Origin of the sequence: Thiohalocapsa halophila (genome assembly GCF_016583825.1) — a bacterium.
Lineage (GTDB): Bacteria > Pseudomonadota > Gammaproteobacteria > Chromatiales > Chromatiaceae > Thiohalocapsa > Thiohalocapsa halophila.
Window position 1 is genome coordinate 17,095 of sequence record NZ_NRRV01000037.1, and the last position, 19,573, is coordinate 36,667.

Consider the following 19,573-nt stretch of genomic DNA (forward strand, 5'->3'; position numbering starts at 1 on the left):
AGACTCGCAAATGGACCGCCGGGATCGTCTTCTTCTCTATTCTCTATTCACTATTCACTATTCACTATTCACTAACAACTATCCACTACCAACTATCCACTAATCTAAACGCGCGGTAGTAGGGTTTGTCCGGCAGCAGGCCGAACAGGCGCAGCGACTGGCCGTCGTACACGCCAGGATAGAAGAGTACCAGCGGTGTGCTGCCCATGCGATGGTGCAGGTTGTTGAGCAGGTTGTGGGTGCGCAGCAGCGGGTAGGCGCTGCCGACGCCGGAGACGAGCACTAGATCCCGGTTGGCGGGGTCGACCTGGTCGGCGAGCACCGCGGCCAGCTTGGCGGCATCGAGCGGTGCGGCCAGGGCCTTGCGCAGGGCCTCGTCGCCCGCCTGCCGCTGCTTCTGCAGGGCCTTGTCGTAGAACCCCCGCGCCTTGAGGTGCTCGACCATCAGCGAGAACAGGTTGACGTGCACGACGCGCAGGCCGGGTCTGCGCTTGGGGAGCTGCTCCAGCAGGAAGCCGATGTGCTCGCGCACGGCAAGCTCGCGCTCGGGCGGATAGTCGAAGGCGTAGAACGGGATCTCGTTGCCGAGACCGCGGCCGCGCAGGAAGTCGTCGGACGTGAGCCGGTCGAGAATCTTGTCCAGCCGCTGCTCAAAGTCCGTGCTCATCGTGTCTCCTCCGGGCTGCCGACCTGGATGCAGCGCAGGGCGTAGTGCTGGCCGGCGTCCTTCAGGGCACTGATGACCTCGGGGGAGATCTGCAGCGAGGTGAGCTCGTGGCGGCGGCCACCGTTCAGATAGCCCGCTTCTGCCATCATGCTGAACACGCGCCGGCGCAGCGAAAGCTCAGTCGCCGGCGCCCACGTCGGTATCGCCGCATCGCGGCCCTGGCAGTCCTCGACGTAGGCATCCCAGTGCTGCGGCTTGAGCACAGGCTCGAACCTCCGATACAGGTCGCGGACCACTAGGTCGAGGAAGTCGCCGAACAGCGGGGAGTAGTTGATCACACCGGCCAGCACGGCATGGGTCGCCGCGGGCCTGGAGCCGTCGCGGATGACCCCCCAGAGCGCCGGAGGCAGCGTCTTGAGGCGGCCGCGGATCAGCGTTGCTTTGGTGGCGGCCGTGCTCACCGAGCGCTTGGCGAGGACGTTGTCGACCTCGATCGCCTGCCGCCAGCCGTTGGCATCCGCACCCGCCAGCAGAAGATCGGCGACGATGCGGCTCTCCGGCACCATCAGCCCACCACGCGTGAAGTTGGCCTTGTAGCGTCCTGCGTCAAGCATCGCTCAAGAGAGGTTCACGGGTCAGAGACGGATCACGGCTTTGTTGAGCGCGGATGATACGCGGAACAAAGGGCCCATCGCTGCTGGGCGTCGGTTCGCGGGGTCAGCCGCCCGCGCCAGACCCAGCCGCGCGCCCAGCCAGAACCAGATCCAGCCGCCCTTGGCTTTCTTCGACGGCTCCTAGTCCTCCGGTGCGTCTTTCGGTTCATCCTGCTGCTCCGTCAGCTCCAAAACAGAAGAGCATCGTGATCAACGCAAGCGGGCGCTCTTCGCGGGAACCCCTGACCGCCGGGCAACGAGTCACTTTAGAGCGCCGGCGCCGACTAGAAGCGCACATTGAGGACACTGAGCTGGCGGACGTGACCGGTGAGGTGTGGGAGCGTTGATATGCGGCGGGACTTGGACTGGCGCCTCGGAAACGGAGACCCAACGGTGTGCGGGAAACGCTAGATAACGATCCAAACGCTCGAGCTCGAACGTTCGACTATCCGTGGCCGACCCGGCCGGCATCACGGACAACGCCGAGCTGACCCAACACGGATTGCCTGGTGCCGCCCTTGATTGCGGGTCAGTCGCACCGGTTGTCTCCGGGTCGAGACGTGCGTCCCGACGCCGGTGCAGTTGGAAGGTCGCCGGCTCGACGCCGACTGGTCCGGCAATCGCGCTGCGGCGCCGGGGGCGGGGTCGTCAGGGTCCACTTGCCTGGGCTTGCACTCTGGCCATATCGTGCCGCGGCTTATCGCTCATGCCGTCAGCTCTCCAGCCAGAAGGTCACCGGGCCGTCATTGGTGAGGCGCACCTGCATGTCGGCGCCGAAGCGCCCGGTGGCCACGGGCTCGTGCGCCGCTCGGGCACGGGCCGCAAGGTGATCGAACAGCCGCTCCCCGTCCGCGGGCGCCGCGGCGGACGTGAAGCTGGCGCGGGTGCCCTTTTTGGTGTCCGCGGCCAGCGTGAACTGCGGCACCAGCAGCAGGCCGCCGCCGGTGTCCCTGACGCTGAGATTCATCCGGCCGGCATCGTCGGGGAAGACCCGGTAGCCCAGCAGGCGCTCCAGCAGGCGCTGGGCGCGGGCTTCGTCGTCGTGCTTCTGCACGCCCACCAGTACCAGCAGGCCGCGGTCGATGGCGCCGACGACGGCGTTGTCAACCGCCACGCTGGCCTGGCTCACCCGCTGTAGCAGGCCGATCATCCCTGACCCGCAAGGCGTTGAGCGAAGTGCTGGGTGGCCTCCACCAGGGCCGCGGCGATGCCGGGCTCGAAGGCGGCATGGCCGGCATCGGCGATGATGCGGAAATCCGCCTTCGGCCACGCCTGGTGCAGCTCCCAGGCGGAGCGGACCGGGCAGATGGCATCGTAGCGCCCGTGCACGATGACGCCCGGGATGTCGGCGAGCCGCTGGGCGTCCCGCAGCAGCTGCTCCGGCGCCAGGAAGGCGTCGTTGACGAAGTAATGCGACTCGATGCGCGCCAGGCTGAGCGCCAGGCGCTCGTCGGCGAAGGCGCTGCGCACGCCGGCGTCCGGCAGCAGGGTCGCGCAGCGCCCCTCCCACACGGACCAGGCGTGGGCGGCGCGGCGCATGATGGCGTCGTCGTCGCCGGTGAGGCGGCGGTGATAGGCGTGCACCAGGTCGCTGCGCTCGGCCTCCGGGATGGGGGCCAGGAAATCCTGCCAGTAGTCCGGGAACAGCAGGCTCGCGCCATGCTGGTAGAACCACTGGATCTCCCAGGGCCGGCACAGGAAGATGCCGCGCAGCACCAGGGCCGTGACCCGCTGCGGGTGCGCCTCGGCATAGGCCAGCGCCAGGGTCGAGCCCCAGGAGCCGCCGAACACCAGCCAGCGCTCGATGCCAAGCTGCGTGCGGATACGCTCCATGTCCGCCACCAGGTCCCAGGTGGTGTTGTGCTCGAGGCCGGCGTGCGGCGTGGAGCGCCCGCTGCCGCGCTGATCGAAGAGCACCAGGCGCCAGCGCGAGGGATCGAAGAAGCGCCTATGGGTCGGCCCACAGCCGGCGCCGGGGCCGCCGTGGAGAAACACCGCCGGCAGCCCGTCGGGGCTGCCGCACTCTTCCACATAAATCTCATGACCCGCGCCCACCTCCAGGCGATGCTGGGCGTAGGGCTCGACGGGCGGGAACAGGGGGTCGGAGCGGGAGGCGTCTTGCATGCTGGGACCTAGGGCTCGGCGGGGATCTAGGGGAGCTGGAGCGGGAGCTGCAACGGACCCGGCAGCAGCGTGTACGACCCTTCGGCGCAGTGTAATCCAATTCCTACATGGATTAATGGTAATAAACCACAAAAAGCCGCTGGCAATTGCGCCAAACTATAACCGTCGCCAGCACGGAAGCAAGGGCACGGACGCGGCGGCACGGAAGCACAGGCAGGGATGCAACCGCAAGGATGATCCGACACGGCACCCGTCGGACGGAGCCGCCGCACGGATACACAGCCCTTAGACCCACTCAACCATCGGCGACGTCGGCCCCCGGCAGGGATGCACCGGGGGCCTTTTTTTTGTGCATGCAGCCGGTGCGGTGTCCGACCTCAAGCGCCGGTGAGCGCCGCCAGGCTGGTCACCGGCGGCTCGCAATGGGTGCCGCGGCAGCGGTAGGCCAGCCCACCGGTCTCGCCCGGTGCCATGGCGCCGAGGTTGCCCGGGAGGCTCGGCGCCGTGCTCGGGATCGCCAGCACCAACCGCCGGGGCTGGTAGCCCTGCTGGGCTGCGGCCTGCCAGGAGCCGAGCGCCGGCGGCTCGGCGCGGATGACGATGGTCTCCGGCGGAGTGTGATACTCGTCGAGCGCCGCCAACAGCGTGGCATGGGCATAGGGCACCCGGCGCATGGGCTCCGCGGCAAAGCGCAGGGTCGCCGCCGCCGCCTCCAGATAGCGCGGCTCGCCGAGCAGATGCCCCAGGCGCTGCAGGGCATGGGCCGCGACGCCGTTGCCGGAGGGAATGGACTCGTCCCCCAGCGGCTTGGGGCGGCTGATAAGCGCCTCGTGGTCGGCGGCGGTGAAGAAGAAGGCGCCTTGCTCGGCATCGAAGAACTGCGCAAGCAGCACCTCGGCCAGGGCCACGGCCCAATCCAGATCCGTGCGGCGCCAGCGTACTTGCAGCAGCTCCAGCAGCGCATCCAGCAGCAGCGCATGGTCGTCCAGGTAGGCGTTGAGATGCGCCTTGCCGTCTTTGTAAGTGGCGAGCAACCGCCCCTCGTGCCAGAGCCTGGTATGGATGAAGTCCAAGGCGCGGTCGGCGGAGTCCAGCAGATCGGGGCGGTCCAGGGTGCGGGCGGCGCGCGCCATGCCCTTGATCATCAGGGCATTCCAGCTGGTGAGGACCTTGTCATCGCGGTCCGGGCGCACGCGTTTGGCGCGCGCGGCCAGCAGCTTGGCCTTGGCCGATGCCAACAGGGCACCCGCCCCGGCCGCATCCAGCCCCTGCGCCGCCGCGACTTCCTCCGGCGTGCAGTACTGGTGCAGGTGCCAGCGGCCTTCGAAGTTCGGCGGGCGGTCCAGGCCGAATACCGGCGTCATGAAAGCCAGCTCGTCCGGCTCCAAGAGCGCGGCGATCTCATCCTTGTCCCAGACGTAGAAACGCCCCTCTTCGCCTTCGCTGTCGGCGTCCAGGCTGCTGTAGTAGCCGCCCTCGGGACTCTGCATCTCGGCCATGGCCCAATCGGCGGTCGCGGCGGCGGCATCGCGAAAGACGCGCTCGCCGGTGATTTGCCAGGCATCGCAGCACAGCGCCAGCAGCGGGCCGTTGTCGTAGAGCATCTTTTCGAAGTGCGGGATCATCCAGTGATCGTCGACGCTGTAGCGGCAGAAGCCGCCGGCGAGCTGATCGTTCATGCCGCCGCGCACCATGCGCTCCAGCGTGAAGCGGGCCATGTGCAGCGCCTGCTCGTCCGGATTCCCGTCGGCGGCCGTCGCCGCCCAGTGCCGCAGCAGCAGCTCCAGGTTGGTGGGATGCGGAAACTTGGGCGCCGAGCCGAAGCCTCCGCGCTCGGCATCGAAGCCGGCGGCCAGCTGGCGGCGGGCGCCCTCCAGGGGCCCGGTATCCGGCACCGCGGCGTCGGCCTCCGGCTCCAGCGACGCGAGCGCTTCCATGAGCGAGTCGTTCTGTTGGCGGATGGCATCGCCCTGCTCGCGGTAGGCCCGCTCGATGCTCGCCAACAGCTGGGTGAAGGCGGGCAGCCCATGGCGCTGCGCCTTGGGGAAATAGGTGCCGGCGAAGAACGGCTTCTGGTCCTCCGGGGTCAGGAACACCGTCAGCGGCCAGCCGCCGGGGCGGCGCGCCAGCAGCTGGTGGGCGGTCTGGTAGATGCGGTCCAGGTCCGGGCGCTCTTCGCGGTCCACCTTGATGTTGACGAAGAGCCGGTTCATGACCGCTGCGGTATCCGGGTCCTCGAAGGACTCGTGCGCCATTACATGGCACCAGTGGCAGGCGGAATAACCGATGGACAGCAGAATGGGCTTGTCCTGCTCCCGGGCGAGATCCAGCGCCTCCTCGCACCAGGGCCACCAGTCCACTGGGTTGGTCGCGTGCTGCTGCAGATAGGGGCTGGTGGTCTCGGCGAGGCGGTTGCTGGCGGTGGCGTCGGTCATGATGGAGAGCCGTGCACTTGCGAGTGTGAGCCCGGACCATGACGGCAAGGCCGCCGCTTTTCCAATCGGATACGTGCTCCGCCGCCTGGTCCGATCACTGATTCGAAGCCTGACCGTCGTCGGCTCCAGACGGCGGCCGGCGGCGGGGTCATGGCCGCTACCCGCCCGCGTCAGGTTTCGGGATCCAACGCCAAGCGCTGGTTACGGCGGGCCAGGTTGCACTGCACCGTCACCTTCAGGGTGCCTGCGGTACCGCCCTTGGTGACATAGGGCACGCCGGCGTCGCCACCGAGACTGACGCCGAACTCCAGGGTGACCCGCTCGAGCTCGGCGTCCACGTCTCGCAGCGCCCCAACAGACCCTTCCACGAAGCCGCGCAGCGTCTCCTGGACGCGGCCGAGGTCGGCGCGCCAGGCGCCATCACGGCCGGTGCGCTGATAGCCCATGGCGCCAACCGCCGAGCGCGGCACCGATATTTCCTCGTCCGTCTCCACCAGGACGGTGCGACCTTGGTCCAGCTCCAGTTCGATCAGTTTTGCCATATTCAAAAGCCGTGATGCTCGCGTACCCGATGCGCGGCAGTGTAACTGAAGCGCCCTCGCGGGGCGGGGGCCGCACCGCTGCCGCCGCGCCCAGTCTTGTCGAGAGCGCAGGTGACGGCGGCTGCGCCGAACCGCTGCCGGGTTTTGTTGACCGGGCGCAACTCTAAGGCGACTCGTTGGCGGCGGTTGCTCCATATCAGCGCACTTCCCGGCGCAGCGTCCGATGCTAATCGGGTAGACATCCGGCCCATGCAGACTCCGCGTGGGTCCGCCGGGGAGCCAAAAGTATGACAGCCAGCCATCAGACGCCGCGGGCGCATCACGCGCCGACCACCACCGCCGCAGCGCCTCGCCGAACGCATGCGCCGCCCCATGCCGGCGCCTGGATCGCCATCGCCCAAGGCAGCGGCTGGCGGCGGCGCGCCGAGTCTCTGCGCACCGGCCTGGCGTTGGTGCTGGTGTTGGTGTTGGCGCCGCTCGGCGTCTTGCTGCTCACGCCGATGGCCGGGGCCGATGCCGGCAGCTGGCCGACGCCGCCGGCAAGCGACGCACCCAGGCCGCAGGTCTCGGGTCCACTGTCGGGCGGCACCGCGGACCACATCAAGTTCGAGGAGCTGCAAGGGCCCTTCGCCAACGGCTCGGAAGTTACACAAGCCTGTCTCGGCTGCCACACCGAGACCGGCGAGCACTTCATGCAGAACATCCACTGGACCTGGTCCTATACGAACCCGAACACCGGCCAGCAGCTGGGCAAGAAGTACCTGATCAACAACTTCTGCACCAATGCCCGCGGCAACGAAGGCATGTGCGCCCAGTGCCACGCGGGCTACGGGTGGAAGGACGAGTCCTTCGACTTCACGGATGAATCCAAGATCGACTGTCTGGTCTGCCACGAGACCACGGGCACCTACTACAAGACGCCCAACTCCCAGGGCAGCCCGGCGTGCAGCGTGATGTTCGAGGGCAAGCCGCCCATCGATCTGGCCGCCGCGGCGCAGAGCGTGGACCTGCCGCAGCGGGCCAACTGCGGCGCCTGCCACTTCATGGGCGGGGGCGGCGACAACGTCAAGCACGGGGATCTGTCCTCGGCGCTGAAGGAGCCGCCGCGCACGCTGGATGTGCACATGGGCGTCGACGGGCTCAACTTCGCCTGCACCGCCTGCCATGTGACCAACAAGCACATCTGGGCCGGCAGCCGCTACAACGTCGTCGCAAAGGACACCGAGGGCACCGGGCTGCCGGGGCAGCGCACCGATGTCGCCACCTGCGAGTCCTGCCATGGCCTGGCGCCGCATCCGGTGGACTCCCTCGCCGGCTTCAAGCTCAACGACCATGTCCAGAGCGTCGCCTGCCAGACCTGTCACATCCCGGAATTCGCCCGCGGTGGCGTGGCCACCATCGTCGACTGGGACTGGCGCACCGCCGGCAAGACCCGCGACGGCGAGGGCTATCATGACGAAGGCTACATCCAGGGCAACGGCGAGCACCGCTACACCTACAAGTCCATCAAAGGCGATTTCACCTACGACGAGGACGTCGTCCCCGAGTACGCCTGGTTCGACGGCCAGATGGTCTACACCACCATCGACACCGAATTCGACCCGGAGGCCGAGATCATCGAGATCAACGGCTTCAGCGGCTCGCGGGAGGATGGCGCATCGCGCATCTGGCCCTTCAAGCGCATGCACACCTGGCAGCCCTATGACAAGGGCCACGGCACCCTGGTGTATACGCACCTCTGGGGCGAGGACGACGCCGCCTACTGGGGCAACTACGACATGGCCGCTGCCATCGAGAAGGGCATGGCGGACTTCGGGCTGGACTACTCCGGCGACTACGGTTTCATCGAGACCCTGTCCTGGTGGCCCATCACCCACATGGTGGCGCCCAAGGAGCAGGCGCTCGGCTGCGGCGATTGCCACACGCCCGGCAACAGCCGGCTGGCGTCGGTGGAGGGCATTTACCTGCCGGGGCGTGATCGCAACCCCTGGCTGGACGGCATCGGCACCATCCTGGTGTTCGGCACCCTCGTCGGCATCCTGATCCACGCCCTGGTCCGCATCTTCTCCAAGCCCAAGGAGGCGCAGCACTGATGGCCCTGTACCGCGTCAAGATCTTCAGCCTGTTCGAGCGCTTCTGGCACTGGTCGCAGATGCTGCTCATCGTGCTGCTGCTCGTCACCGGCTTCGGCCTGCACGGCTTCCATGAGCTGTTCAGCTTCGAGGACGCCGTGACCCTGCACACCGGGGCCGCGCTGACCCTGCTGGTGCTCTGGGCCTTCGGCACCTTTTGGCTGTTCACCACCCGCAGCTGGCGGCACTTCATCCCGACGGCCCACGGCATGTGGGGCGTGCTGCGCTACTACAGCTTCGGCATCTTCAAGGGCGAGCGCCATCCCTACCGCAAGGCCTACTGGCGCAAGCACAACCCCTTGCAGGCGCTGGCCTACACCATGCTGAAGCTGGTGCTCTTCCCGGCCATCTGGATCACCGGGCTGATCTATCTCTTCTACTTCGCCTGGCGCGACCTGCCCGATGCCACCGCCTACCTCACCGGTGTCGCACTGATCCACACCGCCGCCGCCTTCGCCATCCTCGCCTTCGTCTTCATCCACGTCTACATGCTCACCACGGGCCATTCCTTCCGCGAGCATGTGATGCCCATGATCACCGGCTTCGATGAGGTGGAGCTGACGCCGGAGGAAGAGGCCTATCTGCGCAAGGACCAGCCTGAGGATATTCGCTAGACCCTCGCCTTCGGCACCTGGACAACGCGCGCAACAAAGACAACGGCCGCCGGCTGATACGGCGCCCAGGGTGGATCAGCGCAGCGCCTGCACCACCCGGCGCTGCCCTGTGTCGGCATCAGCTGTCCGGCGGCGCCTGCTCGTCCGGGTCCTGTCCGAGCGTCCGCAGCCTCGCCGCAAGCTCCTCGGCGCGGCGGCGTTGCTGCTCGGCCTCGCGCTCGGCGGCCTGAGCGCGGACCCGCTCGGTCTCCGCGCGCAGCCGCTCGCTCTCGGCGCGCTCACGGTCGGCGCGCCAGCCGGCCAGCACGAAGTCGGCGTAGACCGGATCATCGCGCAGGGCCTCGTCGGCGGGTTGGGCGAGGAGGTCGGCGAGCCGGAAGCGAAAGCCGGGCAGCACGCGGGAATGGATGATGCCGTCCTGCGGCGGGATCGGCTCGTACAGGCCACTGTCATTGCGGCTGTAGAAGGCCCGGCGCTCGGGGTCGGCGTGCAGGATGTAATACTCGGGCACACCGCCTGCGGCATATTCGCCGTGCTTTTGCACCCTGTCGCGGTGGATGTGCGCCGGCTTGGTGGTGGAAAGGGCCTCGATGCAGAGGTCATAGACGCCGTGATAGGCGACGTCCACCGGCAGCAGTACGCCCGGATTGTCGTTGCGCACCACGGCCAGGTCGGGCTTGCGGATCACCACCTTGTTCGGCAGGGACAGCCGAAAGCCCATCTCCAAGCCCACCAGCTTGCCGAGCGGTTTGGCCTGCAGGAAGGTGTCGAGCAGCCGCAGCAGCCAGACATAGATGCAGTAGGTCTCGAAGTCCGACACCGGCTTCTCCTCCAGCACGCCGTCATTCCATTCGTACTGGATATCGGCTTCCAGGTAGTACCGGGTCCAATAGGTCTCCTCCGAGACGCGTTTGCCGGCCTCGGAGCGGGGCTCTATCGGCCCCGCGGGCTCGGCGGCCGGTGCGTCGGTCTGCCGCAGCGGCGCCGACTCGGCGCTGACGGGCTGGGTCATGGCGAGGCTCCGGTCTGAAGGGGGTTGTCGCGTGTAGACCAAACCTAGCACGCACCGCAACCGATCCAAAGGGCTTGTCCCGCTGCCCTGCTCCGGCGTGGAAGCCGGGCCCGACGCTCCGGCGTCGCGCAATCGGCGCCGCAAAGCCTCGAGACATGCACCGCTGGAACGCTATGCGGACACCCCGCGCTAGCGCGCGGGAGCGAGGCGGGCACAAACTAGCGCGCGGGCGCCGGATGCGGCAGCCAACCACCTCATAAATCGGTTTAAAAATTCTGCCTAAGCCGTTATAAAGCAGCCAATCGAGTGCACGACAGCATGCCCCGCCCCAAGGACGGCACCACAGTTCAACCCGCTGGCGGCGAGCAGCCGGGGGGACCGATTGGACCCCGCACCCGTGAGAGCCTCGCCGCCACCCCACGAGGTGACCGAGCCATGCGCAGATTGCTGCTGATCGCCCTGACGGCCGGCATCGCCGGCGCCACGCCGCCCGGCGGGCAGGAAACATCCGGCGGCGCGGCCCTGTCCAGAGTGGCCAGCGTCCAGCAGATGGTCGCAAGCGCGTCCGTCTCCGGCAAGCCGGGGCGCCCGTCCGCCGAGCCCGTCGCGCTGCTCGGTGAGACCATCCCGCCCGGCAGCACCCGCAGGCTCGCCTGGGCGGGCACCGAGCAGTTCGAGGGCGTCGGCATCGACACGCCCGTGCTGGTCGCCCACGGTGCCGACCCGGGTCCGGTCCTCTGCCTCACCGGCGCGGTGCACGGCGACGAGCTGAACGGCATCGAGATCGTGCGCCGCGTGCTCGGTCAGCTGGAGCCCGGGGCGCTCGCCGGCACCGTCATCGGCGTGCCCATCGTCAACATCCAGGCCTTCCGCGACGGCAGCCGCTACCTGCCGGACCGCCGCGACCTCAACCGCCATTTCCCGGGCTCCCCCGGCGGCTCGGCGGCCTCGCGCATCGCGCATTCGTTGTTCACCCGGGTGGTCCGGCACTGCGATGCGCTGGTCGATCTGCACACGGGCTCCTTCGAGCGCATCAATCTACCGCAGCTGCGGGCCGAGCTGAGCCACGCGGGCGTCACCGCGCTCGCCAGAGGCTTCGGCGCCACCGTGATCGTCAACAGCCAGCCGCGGGAGGGCACGTTGCGCGCGGCCGCGACCGGCGCGGGCATCCCCACCGTCACCTTCGAGGCCGGCGGGCCGGCGCAGCTGGAGCCCGAGCAGATCACGCACGGCGTGCGCGGCATCCGCGCCCTGCTGGATACCCTCGGCATGGTCGCGCAGACACGGCCCTGGAGGGACCACGAAGCGACCTATGTCGACTCATCCTGGGTCCGCGCCGACCGCGGCGGCATCCTGATGACCGCAGTGGACCTCGGCAGCGAGGTCCGGCAGGGCGACCTCCTCGGCCGCCTCATCGACCCCATCACCAACAAAACGACCCCCATCCGGGCCCCCAGCGACGGTCGCGTCATCGGCATGGCCCGCAATCAGGTCCTGATGCCGGGCTTCGCCGCCTACCACCTGGGGCGGCAGGGGCAGGGCCCGGATGACCGGCTGGCCCCGCCGATGCCGGACAACGAATTCTCGGATACCTCGGAGTAACGAGCCCGCCCTGTTCCAGGGACAGCGTCCAAGGAATCCAGGGGGCCAAGGAGTCCAGGGGCAGCGCAACCCGACATGCGCCTCAGGCAGCCCGCGGATCGCCGCTTGTCCGGCGCCAACACTGTCTGGCTCTGAGGCCCGCAGAATGGGCAAACATTCGAATCCCGCTCCGCAACGGCGGCTCGCAGGTCGGGTGAGCGATCACGTCACCCGACAAACAGCCGATGCGCAATCCGGGTTACGGCTTCCGCTCATCCGAGTGCACAGGGACAATACGCAGGTACGCCAACCGCCCGCAGCGAGAGAGCCATTCCATGCAGCAACCGACGGCCGCCAAAGCCGACTCCGCATCATCCCCGACAGCCGCCAAGGCACCAGGCAGCACGCAGGCCGCCAGCCTCGCGGTGCGCCTGCGCAGCATCGCTTTTGTGATTCTGTCCAGTCTGCTCGCCGTGGTGCACGCGCCGCTGGTGTTCCTGGTCGCGCCCTTCCTGAGCTTCGAGCAGCGCTACCGCTTCGTGAACATCTGGAGCGTCGTGATCATGTGGCTGCTGCGCCACTTGAACGGCGTGCGCATCCAGGTGGAGGGCCGGGAGCACATCCCCGAGGACCGTGGCGTGGTCGTGATGGCCAATCACCAAAGCCCTTGGGAGACCTTTTACCTGCAGATTCTCGTCTCGCCGCAGGCGACCATTCTCAAGAAAGAGCTGCTCTGGATTCCGTTCTTCGGCTGGGGCCTGGCCCTGCTGAAGCCCATCGCCATCAATCGGTCAATGGGCTCCCAGGCACTGAAGACCATCCTGCGCGAGGGCGCGGCGCGGCTCGCAGACGGCATCAGTGTGATGATTTTCCCGGAGGGCACCCGCCAGCCGCCGGGCACCATCGGGCACTTCAATTCCGGCGGCGCGATGCTCGCCACCCGCGCCGGGGCCGAGGTGCTGCCGGTGGCGCACAACAGCGGCGACTGCTGGCCGGGGCGCTCCATCATGCGCTACCCAGGCACCATCCGGATGGTGATCGGCGAGCCGATCCCGTCCAATGGCAAGTCCACCAAGGCCCTCAACGCCGAGGTGGAGCAATGGATCCATGCCCATTACCCGGGGGAGCTGGCGGCGCCCATCGGCTGAGCCTATCGGTTGGTTGAGCCCCAGGCACCGATGATCCCCGGCGCGCGGTCGATGTCAGTCAGCGGTGGGCGGTGGGCCGGGTATCCATGCGGAGCGCATCGCAAGCAGTCAAGATGCCTTTCTCGACGCCTCGGGCGAGCCATCCGACCGGCTGCTGCGAGCGGCCCCTAAGGTACAGGCGGCTTCTTTTGCGCATCCCCGCGCAGGCGCTGCCGTGCTCGCTGGACCTCGTCGAGGGTGGCGGCCAGGCTTTACACGTGATGACCGATCTCGTCAGCCGGCGGCCGTCTTTAGCCGAGCCTCATCCTCGTCCTGGGCCTGCGCTTCCAGCTCGGCCTGGTAGGCGGCATTGACGCGGTCGCGCAGCTCCTTGCCGGGCTTGAAGTGCGGCACGTACTTGCCGGCGAGGGCAACGGAATCGCCCGTCTTGGGGTTGCGGCCGATGCGCGGCGGGCGGTAGTGGAGCGAGAAGCTGCCGAAGCCGCGGATCTCGATGCGCTCGCCGGCGGCGAGGGCGGCGCTCATCTGCTCCAGGATGCAGCGCACGGCGAGCTCGACGTCCTTACAGGCGAGATGGCTTTGCTGTTCGGCCAGGATCTCGATGAGCTCGGATTTCATCATGGTGGATCACCCCGAAATAGCTGGGCAGGTTCGACCCTGCCGCCGGCCTGAAGCGAGCCGGCGGCAGGGCTGTGCGCGCGGGAGGCAGGCCGGCACGTGCCCTTGAGCAACGCGCCGGCAGCGGCTCAGTCCTCCTCCTTCGCGGCCTCCTCCATCTGCTGCTTGAGGATGTCGCCGAGGGTGGCGGTGCCGGCCTGGGCCTCGCGGGCATAGCCCTTGATGGCGGCCTGCTCGTCGGCCATGTCCTTCGCCTTGACGGATAGGGAGATGGTGCGGTTCTTACGGTCCACGCCCATGAACTTGGCCTCCAGCTCCTCGCCGGGCTTGAGCACCTGCCGGGCGTCTTCGACGCGGTCGCGGGAGATCTCCGAGGCGCGCAGATAGCCCTCGACACCCTCGCCGAGGTCGACGGTGGCACCCTTGGCGTCCACGTCGGTGATGGTGCCCTTGACGATGCTGCCCTTCTCGTTCAGCGCGACGAAGCTGGAGAAGGGATCCTTGTCCAACTGCTTGACGCCGAGGGAGATGCGCTCGCGCTCCGGGTCCACCGACAGCACCACCGTCTCCACTTCGTCGCCCTTCTTGAAGCGGCGCAGGGCCTCCTCGCCGGACTCATCCCAAGAGATGTCGGAGAGGTGCACCAGGCCGTCGATGCCGCCTTCCAGGCCGATGAAGATGCCGAAGTCCGTGATGGACTTGATCTGGCCGCTGACCCGGTCGCCCTTCTTGTAGGTGGCCGAGAACTCGTCCCAGGGGTTCGACTGGCACTGCTTGATGCCGAGCGAGATGCGCCGGCGCTCCTCGTCGATGTCGAGGATCATCACCTCCACCTCGTCCCCCAAGGCGACCACCTTGGTGGGATGGACGTTCTTGTTGGTCCAGTCCATCTCGGAGACGTGGACCAGGCCCTCGACGCCTTCTTCGATCTCCACGAAGCAGCCGTAGTCGGCGATATTGGTGACCTTGCCGAAGACGCGGGTGCCTTCCGGGTAGCGCCGGGAGATATTGACCCAGGGGTCCTCGCCCATCTGCTTCAGGCCCAGGGAGACACGCTGGCGCTCGCGGTCGAACTTGAGCACCTTGACCATGATCTCCTGGCCGATCTCCACCACCTCGGAGGGGTGCTTGACCCGGCGCCAGGCCATGTCGGTGATATGCAGCAAGCCGTCGATGCCGCCCAGGTCCAGGAAGGCGCCGTAGTCGGTGAGGTTCTTCACCACGCCCTTGAGCTCCAGGCCTTCTTCGAGCTTCTCCAGCAGGGCCTCGCGCTCGGCGCTGTATTCCTCTTCCACCACGGCGCGGCGGGAGACGACGACGTTGTTGCGCCGGCGGTCCAGCTTGATGACCTTGAACTCCAGCTCCTTGCCTTCGAGGTAGGTGGTGTCGCGCACCGGGCGCACGTCTACCAGTGAGCCAGGCAGGAAGGCGCGGACATTGCCGAGCTCGACGGTGAAGCCGCCCTTCACCTTGCCGTTGATCATGCCCTTGACGGTGTCGCCGTCTTCGAAGGCCTGCTCCAGCTTGTCCCAAGCCGCGAAGCGCTTCGCCTTCTCGCGCGAGAGCCGGGTGGTACCGAAGCCGTCCTCGACGGCGTCCAGGGCCACCTCCACGTCGTCGCCGACGGCGACCTCCAGCTCGCCCTCCGGGGAAATGAACTGGTTACGAGGGATGATCCCCTCGGTCTTCAGACCGGCGTTGACGATGACCACGTCCGGCGTGATTTCCACCACCTCTCCGGTGATGACGGTGCCCGGCTGGAGCTGGGTGTTGGTGAGGCTCTCTTCGAAGAGCTCGGCAAAGCTTTCGGTCATAGGGTTGGGTTTTTCCGGGCCGGGCGGGCGCCTGGATCCGCTGTGGGACGCGCTGCGGGGGCAACGCTGTGACGACTCGGCCGCCGGCGCTGCGGCCGGGGCGGTACGTCACCGAGCACGTTGCCCGGCCTCTTCCTGTGCAAATGCATTGGTGAATGATACGCCGGCGGCATACGCCGCCTGCAGCTCGTTGCGGCGCAAAGCACCGCCTGGGTGTCGGCTAACGCCGACGGATCACACGCTCTGTCGGCAATGATCCGGATCGCGTGGCTGGCCGGGTCGCATGGCTAGTCACGCCTGTCTGATCGCCTGTCCTCGAGCCGGCCTGCTCAAGCGCGCGCGCTGTCGGCCCATACGTCCGGCAATCGATCCCGCACGGCATCGGTGACGCGCGCTAGCACCGCATTGATGCCAAGTCCGGACGTATCGATGACCACCGCGTCGTCCGCCGGCCTGAGCGGACTCGCCGCGCGCTCCCGGTCGCGCCGGTCGCGCTCGGCCAGGTCCCGCGCAAGATCGCTCAAGTTAGCATCCATGCCTTTGTCTTTCAACTGCTTATAGCGCCGATCCGCGCGCACTTGTGGACTTGCGTCCAGGTAGAGCTTGAGCGGGGCTTCCGGGAAGACGACGGTGCCCATGTCCCGGCCGTCGGCAACGAGCCCGGGCGGGCGCACCGCGTCGCGCTGTAGCCGCCATAACGACCGCCGCACGGCCGGCTGGGCCGCGACGCGGGAGGCATATTCTCCGGCGCTGGCGGTGCGGATCTCGGTGCTGACATCCACCCCCTCCAGCAGCACCCGCTCGCCGTCGAAGCGGATACTCAGCGCCTGTGCCAGGTTGCCCAGCGCCGCATCGTCGTCGAGAGCCACGCCGCGCTGCACGGCGGCGAGGCCGACGCAGCGATAGAGCGCGCCGGTATCCAGCACATGCCAGCCGAGCAGCGCGGCAAGCCGCCCGGCGATGGTCCCCTTGCCGGTGCCGGAGGGCCCGTCGACGGTGATCACCGGCGCCGGCAATGCATCCGATCCCATGCTCATGCGACGGCCTCGTCAATGCCGAGCCCGGCGCCGACGGCCAGCGCCGCGAAGCCGGGAAAGGAGGTATCCACATTGGCGCAGTCGCGCACCAAGATTGGCGCACTGGCCCGCAGCGCGGCCATCGCGAATGCCATGGCGATGCGGTGATCGCCATGGCTGTCGACGCTGCCGCCGCCGAGGGGCGCCGCGCCCCGCCCCTGAATGCGAATACCGTCCCGCAGGACCTCGGCGGCGACACCGAGCTGCGCCAGGCCCGCCGCCATGACGGCGATGCGGTCGCTCTCCTTGACGCGCAGCTCCTCGGCGCCCGTCAGCAGGGTCTCGCCGTCGGCGCAGGCGGCGGCGACGAACAGCGCCGGGAACTCGTCGATGGCGAGCGGCACCTGCGCCGCCGGGATCTCGATCCCCTGCAAGCGGGCGCTGCGCACGCGCAGGTCCGCCACCGGCTCGGCACCGCACTGGCGCCGATTGGCCACGGCGATGTCGGCACCCATGGCCTTGAGAATATGCAGCACGCCGACCCGCGTCGGATTGATGCCCACCGCCGGCAGGGTCAGGTCGGCGCCGTCGGCGATGCTGGCACCGACGAGAAAGAAGGCCGCGGAGGAGATGTCCGCCGGCACCTCGACCGGGGCGGCGGTGAGCCGGGCGCCGCCGGGAACGCAGACCCGCTGCCTCTCGCGCCGCACGCGGCAGCCGAAGGTGGCGAGCATGCGCTCGGTGTGGTCACGAGTGACGGCGGGCTCGCTGACGCAGGTGTCGCCGTCGGCATAGAGGCCGGCAAGCAGCAGACAGGACTTCACCTGAGCGCTCGCGACGGGCATGGCGTAATCGATGCTCTCGAGCTGCGATACCGGCCGGATGGTCAGCGGCGCCGTCCCCGCTTCGGCCGTCTCGATATCGGCGCCCATGCGCGCCAGCGGCTCGGTGACGCGGCGCATGGGCCGCCGGGACAGTGATGCATCCCCCACCAGCTTGCTGGCGAAGGGCTGGCCGGCGAGCAGCCCGCAGAGCAGACGCATGGCGGTGCCCGCATTGCCCACGTCCAGCGGCGCCGACGGCGCCCGGAGCCCGTCCCGACCGACGCCGCGAATGCGCAACCGCCCGGCTTCAGGGCCCTCGATGGCCACCCCCATGCTGCGGAATGCCGCGAGGGTGGCGAGGCTGTCGGCGCCCTCCAGAAAGCCCGTGACGGTGGTGTCGCCGTCCGCCAGGGCGCCGAGCATGATGGCCCGATGCGAGATGGACTTGTCCCCGGGCACGCGGACCTCACCCCGCAGGGTGCCGCCGGGCGCGATGCGATAGGCGCGCAGGGGCGGCAGGCCGGCCGCGATGGTGCCGGGCGGCTGTCCGCTCGCTGCTGGCTCAGGCGCTGGATCTCTGCTCAACGCTCAAGGGCTCCGGGAGTCATGGCAATGGCGTGACGCACTGGGTCGCTTCGAATGCGCCGGCTGGATGCAGGCCGCGGGAAGCGCACCGACGCTCGGATCAGGTGTCGGCGCGGCCGCGCCGAGCCCGGCGCGGATTACCTGGCTCAACCGACTGGGCGCGACCGACCGGAAGCGACCGGCCGGACGCGACCAACCGGGCGCGATCGGCCGGTCACGACCAAACGGCTTGCATGAAGGCGGCAAAAGCGCTGCAAAATAGCGCAGGCTCAGCCCCCTGTAAATCCTCCGAGGGGCAGGTGCGCGAGCGCCGCATATCGCAAGCGGCAGGCGCCGGCAGCGCCCTCGGCCCTTCGGAGCAGCTTGAAGGAGACCCTCTCAGTGCAAGAACGAACCGTCGACGTCGCCATCATCGGCTCCGGCACCGCCGGCCTCAGCGCCATGGCCCAGGCGCGCAAGGCCGGCAAGTCCTTCGTGCTCATCAATGGCGGCGAGCCGGGGACCACCTGCGCGCGGGTGGGCTGCATGCCGTCCAAGGCCATGATCCAGGTGGCCGAGGACTACCATCGGCGCACCCACCTCGGGAAATACGGCATCGACGGCCACGAGGCCATGACCCTGGACATCACCGAGGCCATGGAGCACGTCCAGGACCTGCGCGACACCTTCGTGGACCGGGTGCTCACCAACAGCACCGACGACATGCCGGAAGACCTGTTCATCCAGGACTATGCCCGGTTCCTCGAGCCCACCCTGCTCGCCGTGGGCAGCGGTGAGGACGAGCGGCGCATCCGCGCCGGCGCCGTGGTCATCGCCACCGGCTCCACCCCGCTGGTGCCGGCCGCCTGGCGAAGCTTCGGCGACAAGATCCTCACCACCGATACCCTGTTCGAGCTCGAAGACCTGCCCGCGTCCGTGGCCGTGGTCGGCCTCGGCACCATCGGCCTGGAGCTCGGGCAGAGCCTGCACCGACTGGGGGTCAAAGTGACGGGCTTCGATCAGCAGGCGCGCATCGCCGGCCTGCGCGATCCCGTCGTCAGCGACGCCGCCATTGCGCTGATGCAGAAGGAATTCCCGCTGCACCTCGGGGTCGCCGCCGACATCGAGGCCGACGGCGACGGGCTGCGTGTGCGCGCCGGCGAGCACGCGGTGAGCGTGGAGCGGGTGCTCTGCAGCATCGGCCGAGTGCCGAACATCGGCCATCTGGCGCTGGAGAGCCTCGGCGTCCCCTTGGACGCGCGCGGCCTGCCCCCCTTCGATGCCAACACCATGCAGGTGGCGGACCTGCCCGTGTTCATCGCCGGCGATGTCACCGGCCAGCGCCAGATCCTTCACGAGGCCGGCGACGAGGGCAAAATCGCCGGCTTCAACGCGGCCCGCGGCGAGCGCCGCGCCTTCCGACGCAAGACGCCGCTGCACATCAACTTCTGCGATCCGAACATCTGCGCCGTCGGCGAGCGCTTCGACGCGCTGGACCCGGCGACCACCGCCGTCGGCGAGATCAAATTCGCCCCCGTCGGCCGTGCGCTCATCATGGGCAAGAACCGCGGCGTGCTGCGCGTCTACGCCGACAAGGCCGATGGGCGCCTGCGCGGTATGGAGATGATCGGCCCCAAGGGCGAGCACCTGGCGCACCTGGTGTGCTGGTGCATCCAGCAGGGCCTCACCGTCGGCGAGCTGCTGCGCCTGCCCTTCTATCACCCGGTGATCGAGGAGGCCCTGCAGGCGGCCCTCTATGACGCCTACGCCAAGGTGGACGCCAAAAACGAAGGGCTGACGGAGCTGGCGCCGCTGCCGTAGCGCGCCGG

At 68.3% G+C, this 19,573-nt stretch carries 16 protein-coding genes; 5 read left to right on the plus strand and 11 right to left on the minus strand.

Annotated features, from left to right (window positions below; all coding sequences use genetic code 11):
- Positions 1–85: 85 nt before the first annotated feature.
- From CKO31_RS15150 to CKO31_RS15175, 6 genes are all read right to left on the minus strand, one after another.
- Positions 86–667 carry a DUF1788 domain-containing protein gene (locus CKO31_RS15150; protein ID WP_200239124.1) on the minus strand — a complete coding sequence of 194 codons (582 nt, stop codon included), beginning with the start codon at positions 665–667 and terminating at the stop codon, positions 86–88.
- A complete protein-coding gene (locus tag CKO31_RS15155) occupies positions 664–1,281 on the minus strand; it encodes a DUF1819 family protein (RefSeq protein ID WP_200239126.1) in 618 nt (205 codons plus the stop codon). Before CKO31_RS15155 ends, CKO31_RS15150 begins: the two co-directional genes overlap by 4 nt.
- A gap of 751 nt (positions 1,282–2,032) precedes the next feature.
- Entirely contained in the window at positions 2,033–2,470 is a 438-nt protein-coding gene (dtd, locus tag CKO31_RS15160; protein ID WP_200239128.1) for a D-aminoacyl-tRNA deacylase, read from the minus strand.
- Entirely contained in the window at positions 2,467–3,444 is a 978-nt protein-coding gene (gene pip / locus CKO31_RS15165; protein ID WP_200239131.1) for a prolyl aminopeptidase, read from the minus strand. Before pip ends, dtd begins: the two co-directional genes overlap by 4 nt.
- Positions 3,445–3,821: 377 nt before the next feature.
- On the minus strand, positions 3,822–5,879 hold the full coding sequence (locus CKO31_RS15170) for a thioredoxin domain-containing protein (protein ID WP_200239133.1): 2,058 nt from the start codon (positions 5,877–5,879) through the stop codon (positions 3,822–3,824).
- A 170-nt stretch (positions 5,880–6,049) separates the two neighbouring features.
- The gene (locus tag CKO31_RS15175) at positions 6,050–6,421 is read right to left on the minus strand and encodes a CU044_2847 family protein (protein WP_200239135.1); all 372 of its coding nucleotides are present in this window, start codon (positions 6,419–6,421) and stop codon (positions 6,050–6,052) included.
- A 500-nt stretch (positions 6,422–6,921) separates the two neighbouring features.
- On the opposite strand from CKO31_RS15175, the gene CKO31_RS15180 reads away from it, so the two are divergent.
- On the plus strand, positions 6,922–8,514 hold the full coding sequence (locus CKO31_RS15180; RefSeq protein WP_200239169.1) for a tetrathionate reductase family octaheme c-type cytochrome: 1,593 nt from the start codon (positions 6,922–6,924) through the stop codon (positions 8,512–8,514).
- Positions 8,514–9,167, plus strand: coding sequence for a cytochrome b/b6 domain-containing protein (locus tag CKO31_RS15185; RefSeq protein WP_200239137.1), 654 nt, complete (start codon positions 8,514–8,516; stop codon positions 9,165–9,167). Before CKO31_RS15180 ends, CKO31_RS15185 begins: the two co-directional genes overlap by 1 nt.
- Positions 9,168–9,285: 118 nt before the next feature.
- Here the strand turns inward: CKO31_RS15185 and CKO31_RS15190 are convergent, their stop codons facing one another.
- Entirely contained in the window at positions 9,286–10,179 is an 894-nt protein-coding gene (locus tag CKO31_RS15190) for a Uma2 family endonuclease (RefSeq protein WP_200239139.1), read from the minus strand.
- Between the two features lie 435 nt (positions 10,180–10,614).
- Here CKO31_RS15190 and CKO31_RS15195 point away from each other — a divergent pair, with 435 nt between their 5' ends.
- Both CKO31_RS15195 and CKO31_RS15200 read left to right on the plus strand, forming a co-directional pair.
- A complete protein-coding gene (locus CKO31_RS15195; protein WP_200239142.1) occupies positions 10,615–11,781 on the plus strand; it encodes a succinylglutamate desuccinylase/aspartoacylase family protein in 1,167 nt (388 codons plus the stop codon).
- Between the two features lie 314 nt (positions 11,782–12,095).
- Positions 12,096–12,908, plus strand: coding sequence for a lysophospholipid acyltransferase family protein (locus tag CKO31_RS15200; protein WP_200239144.1), 813 nt, complete (start codon positions 12,096–12,098; stop codon positions 12,906–12,908).
- A gap of 273 nt (positions 12,909–13,181) precedes the next feature.
- Here CKO31_RS15200 and ihfB read toward each other — a convergent pair whose 3' ends face one another.
- The 4 genes from ihfB to aroA form a co-directional block, all read right to left on the minus strand.
- Positions 13,182–13,529: an integration host factor subunit beta gene (ihfB, locus tag CKO31_RS15205; protein ID WP_200239146.1), complete on the minus strand. Its 348-nt coding sequence runs from the start codon at positions 13,527–13,529 to the stop codon at positions 13,182–13,184.
- Between the two features lie 125 nt (positions 13,530–13,654).
- Positions 13,655–15,340, minus strand: coding sequence for a 30S ribosomal protein S1 (gene rpsA, locus CKO31_RS15210; RefSeq protein WP_200239148.1), 1,686 nt, complete (start codon positions 15,338–15,340; stop codon positions 13,655–13,657).
- A gap of 329 nt (positions 15,341–15,669) precedes the next feature.
- Positions 15,670–16,377, minus strand: coding sequence for a (d)CMP kinase (gene cmk / locus CKO31_RS15215; protein ID WP_242475398.1), 708 nt, complete (start codon positions 16,375–16,377; stop codon positions 15,670–15,672).
- Entirely contained in the window at positions 16,374–17,690 is a 1,317-nt protein-coding gene (gene aroA, locus CKO31_RS15220) for a 3-phosphoshikimate 1-carboxyvinyltransferase (protein WP_200239172.1), read from the minus strand. The genes cmk and aroA overlap by 4 nt, the downstream gene beginning before the upstream one ends.
- Positions 17,691–18,146: 456 nt before the next feature.
- Here aroA and CKO31_RS15225 point away from each other — a divergent pair, with 456 nt between their 5' ends.
- Positions 18,147–19,565, plus strand: coding sequence for a dihydrolipoyl dehydrogenase (locus CKO31_RS15225; RefSeq protein WP_200239150.1), 1,419 nt, complete (start codon positions 18,147–18,149; stop codon positions 19,563–19,565).
- Positions 19,566–19,573: the final 8 nt, after the last annotated feature.

Excerpts from the sequence above, each read along its gene's own strand:
- CKO31_RS15150 (WP_200239124.1), bottom strand. The coding sequence starts at position 667 with ATGAGCACGGACTTTGAGCAGCGGCTGGACAAGATTCTCGACCGGCTC.
- CKO31_RS15155 (WP_200239126.1), bottom strand. The coding sequence starts at position 1,281 with ATGCTTGACGCAGGACGCTACAAGGCCAACTTCACGCGTGGTGGGCTG.
- dtd (WP_200239128.1), bottom strand. The coding sequence starts at position 2,470 with ATGATCGGCCTGCTACAGCGGGTGAGCCAGGCCAGCGTGGCGGTTGAC.
- pip (WP_200239131.1), bottom strand. The coding sequence starts at position 3,444 with ATGCAAGACGCCTCCCGCTCCGACCCCCTGTTCCCGCCCGTCGAGCCC.
- CKO31_RS15170 (WP_200239133.1), bottom strand. The coding sequence starts at position 5,879 with ATGACCGACGCCACCGCCAGCAACCGCCTCGCCGAGACCACCAGCCCC.
- CKO31_RS15175 (WP_200239135.1), bottom strand. The coding sequence starts at position 6,421 with ATGGCAAAACTGATCGAACTGGAGCTGGACCAAGGTCGCACCGTCCTG.
- CKO31_RS15180 (WP_200239169.1), top strand. The coding sequence starts at position 6,922 with ATGGCCGGGGCCGATGCCGGCAGCTGGCCGACGCCGCCGGCAAGCGAC.
- CKO31_RS15185 (WP_200239137.1), top strand. The coding sequence starts at position 8,514 with ATGGCCCTGTACCGCGTCAAGATCTTCAGCCTGTTCGAGCGCTTCTGG.
- CKO31_RS15190 (WP_200239139.1), bottom strand. The coding sequence starts at position 10,179 with ATGACCCAGCCCGTCAGCGCCGAGTCGGCGCCGCTGCGGCAGACCGAC.
- CKO31_RS15195 (WP_200239142.1), top strand. The coding sequence starts at position 10,615 with ATGCGCAGATTGCTGCTGATCGCCCTGACGGCCGGCATCGCCGGCGCC.
- CKO31_RS15200 (WP_200239144.1), top strand. The coding sequence starts at position 12,096 with ATGCAGCAACCGACGGCCGCCAAAGCCGACTCCGCATCATCCCCGACA.
- ihfB (WP_200239146.1), bottom strand. The coding sequence starts at position 13,529 with ATGATGAAATCCGAGCTCATCGAGATCCTGGCCGAACAGCAAAGCCAT.
- rpsA (WP_200239148.1), bottom strand. The coding sequence starts at position 15,340 with ATGACCGAAAGCTTTGCCGAGCTCTTCGAAGAGAGCCTCACCAACACC.
- cmk (WP_242475398.1), bottom strand. The coding sequence starts at position 16,377 with ATGAGCATGGGATCGGATGCATTGCCGGCGCCGGTGATCACCGTCGAC.